Source organism: bacterium endosymbiont of Bathymodiolus sp. 5 South (assembly GCF_900128535.1).
Classification (GTDB): Bacteria; Pseudomonadota; Gammaproteobacteria; order PS1; family Pseudothioglobaceae; genus Thiodubiliella.
This window is the reverse complement of record NZ_FQTR01000196.1, coordinates 1-2661: the sequence shown is the minus strand read 5'-3', so window position 1 is coordinate 2661 and position 2661 is coordinate 1. Positions and strand designations below refer to the sequence as shown.

General features: G+C 34.4%; 2 protein-coding genes. Both read left to right on the top strand.

From position 1 onward, the window contains the following. Nucleotides 1-559 precede the first annotated feature (559 nt). Nucleotides 560-1591 (top strand): hypothetical protein, encoded by a 1032-nt coding sequence (locus BBROOKSOX_RS09900; RefSeq protein WP_139661547.1) that lies wholly within the window; start codon nucleotides 560-562, stop codon nucleotides 1589-1591. A 45-nt stretch (nucleotides 1592-1636) separates the two neighbouring features. Next, nucleotides 1637-2314 (top strand): hypothetical protein, encoded by a 678-nt coding sequence (locus BBROOKSOX_RS09895; protein WP_139661544.1) that lies wholly within the window; start codon nucleotides 1637-1639, stop codon nucleotides 2312-2314. The last annotated feature ends 347 nt before the right edge of the window (nucleotides 2315-2661 follow it).

Here is a 2661-nt window from a genome sequence, read left to right as displayed (position 1 = left end):
GCCCTTTGAGTTTGTCAATAAAAGGGCAAAGTATATACGCTATCGTCTTTACGCCATTGCTGCTAAAGTCATTAAAACAGGTAGAAAAGTTATTATTAAATGCCAGGCACAATACTATCAATTACTCACCAAGGTATTAAACGACATCAAAGCGTTTAAACCGTTATTATCCTGATTTAGAATAAATAACACTAAGGTTCATTACAAAATCCTGATTAGAGGAGGCTTTATGGCACCTGAAAAAACCAAATCATCCAAAATATTGGATAATTTACACCTGTTTTGTCAAATTCAGAGAAAATGCCTGTGTTTTGCTGAAGGCAGGGTTTGAATGGGGTGCATTTTTTTGGTTTTGATTGTGGGTTTGGGGTTTGGATGGTTTTATTTTTGGATTTGGGAAGTATAAAAACCAGTGGATGTGTACCAAGAAAGTATAAAATTAAGTCAAGGAAAAGCGGAAGCTTCTTGATTTAATTTTACTAATCATTCCTATTTATCCTCAATAGAGGATATGTTCTGCAAGAGTCTTATGTATAAATTCAATTTTTAAGGATATTAAATGAAAAAAATAAAATCTAGTTGCATAATTTCCAGTGCAGCATTTTCTGTTAAAAGATCGGTAATCAAGCAATATAGCTCTTTCAAGCAAAAGTGCCCTGCTGTTGGTGATCTTGTTGTTGGCGAAGTTATTGAGCTTGGGTGCCATAACACAATAGAAAGCAAGTTAGGTAGAATACATACTATCAATGTAGGTAAGCAGGTAGTTTTTGTCTTTGGTTCTCGCTATGCACCCGATCAATGTGAAGGAGTAGTCCCCGATTCACCACAAGAATTTGTTGAACTATTTCATCAAGGTGGTGTAATCGGAAATGTAAAAACAAAAAATCAACTGTTTAGTGTCACAACAAAAATTAAAGTTTTGGGGTATGTTTGTGACAATGAAGGAAAGGTAATAAATACCACTAATTATTCGCTTATTCATCCAAAGATAGATACTTATCACAATAAAGCGAGATCAAAGCTTATCCTATGTGTTGGCACAGCAATGAATAGCGGAAAAACTTATGCTGCTGCTGCGTCTTGTTACGCTCTTTCATCAATGGGAAAAAGTGTTCGAGCGGCAAAAATCACAGGCGTAGCAAGCCTTAAAGATATTTCATTAATGGATGATTGTGGTGCCGATTATGTAGCAGATTTTACTTATTTTGGCTATCCATCCACTTATATGCTGGAAGGAAATCAACTATTAAGTATGTTTCAAGCCTTTGATCTCAAATATGGCAATAACCCAAATGATTATATTGTTATTGAGTTTTCAGATGGCATATTCCAAAGGGAAACTGCCATGTTATTAAAAATGCCAGAAATACAAAAACGCATTAACAAACTTGTATTCTGTGCGTCAGATTCAATCGCTGTATTTGGCGGACTTTATGCTTTGCAAGATAAATTTGGCTTAGTCCCAGATGCTATCTCTGGTTTATGCTCTAGTTCGCCTTTAGCTATACGTGAAATACAGGAATTTTCAGATATCCCTATACTTCAAAGCTTGGAAAAGGATTGTAAAAAAATATTTGAAATTATAAAGTGAGGCCTTTGCATAAATTTGACATAATTAATAAAAGGAAGAAATAAAATGAGAAAAAAACTAATAACACTAACATTATTAGCGATTATCGCAAATGTAACAAATGGCGCAAAACTACAAACAAACAAACTAATACATAGTGATGCTTTTAATAAAAACTGGAAAACAATAATCACAACTGATGAAAGGATTCAGCAACAAAATAAATTTAAGAGTTGTCGTATTGTTAGCACCACAAAATTTATGGATGAAAATAAAGAGTCTGATGTTATGTGGAAGGGTGGTTGTTCAGACTTTATAGATAAATATGGTAGTACTAAAGGCAATAAGCCTAATAAAGGTTGGACGACTACGGTTTCTAAGGATTTTGGTGGACTTACCCTTGAGAGTCAACAACGAAATAAATCTAAGACTTGTCGTATTGTTAGAAGAAAGGAAGACCAGTCAACTGATGTTATGTGGAGCGGTTCTTGTGTAGAACTTATGACTATGAATTACAAAGGTACTAAGTTTACCAAAGGATGGACAACAGTCTTCTTATCCCATGCTAATATCCAAAAACACGATAGACTTAAGAGTTACCGTATTGTTGATTCAGTAGGCTATGATTCAGTTGGCGCTGTGTGGACAGGCTCTTATGATGAAGTTATCAATGAATTTAAGACTAGAACGCGTTTTAAAAATCAAAAATATGCATCATTTTTACGTAAACAAATACGAAAGTAACTGAAACTATAAACTCAAGCAACAACCCCATTAATTTGGGGTTTTGAGGTGTCAATTTTGACATAATTAATAAAAGGAGATTAGATGAACACTAAAAAACAAATGTCAAAAAAAGTAAAAGCCATTTTGCGCGACGGTCAAAAGACTAAACTATATCAAAGTGAGATTGCTGATAGGGATGATTAGCAAAATCCAATTTTTGCCCAATTGGTGATTTCTTTAAACCTTGTCCTAGCAGGGCTAAGACTGGGTTTAAAAAATCGCCAAGTGGGTGAAAAGTGGATTTCTGATGATTGTTCCTATTTATGCAAAGGTCTCTCATAGTGTGATGGGTTGATGATTATCTG